At 52.9% G+C, this 293-nt stretch carries 1 protein-coding gene; it reads right to left on the reverse strand.

The window, feature by feature from the left end; genetic code table 11:
- Positions 1-293, reverse strand: a 293-nt coding sequence (locus tag J0A66_RS22885; protein WP_206576083.1) for a hypothetical protein, incomplete at both ends; no start/stop codon positions are given.

Genomic DNA, 293 nt, shown 5'->3' on the forward strand with positions numbered 1-293 from the left:
CGAGGGGCGTTTAGTTTCCCATCCACTTGGATATTGGCCGATAACTGACCATCCAGTTTACTCAGTTGCGGAACCAGATTGATGAACCCGGCCAAGGGGAGCGGAGCCAAATGCAAATTAGCACTCAGGTCGGCGTCGGCCTTATTACCTACTTTGCCATCCAACTTGAGCAGGTCTTGTCCTGACGGTGCAAGTAACTGACCTTGCAGTTGCAAACTGCCGTCATCCAGGGAGTGCAGATTAAATTCACCGCCTTGCCAGGTAAGCAGCGGTAACGGCTCCCCTTCCCATTG

The sequence above is a fragment of the Bowmanella dokdonensis genome, assembly GCF_017254865.1.
Taxonomy (GTDB): domain Bacteria; phylum Pseudomonadota; class Gammaproteobacteria; order Enterobacterales; family Alteromonadaceae; genus Bowmanella; species Bowmanella dokdonensis.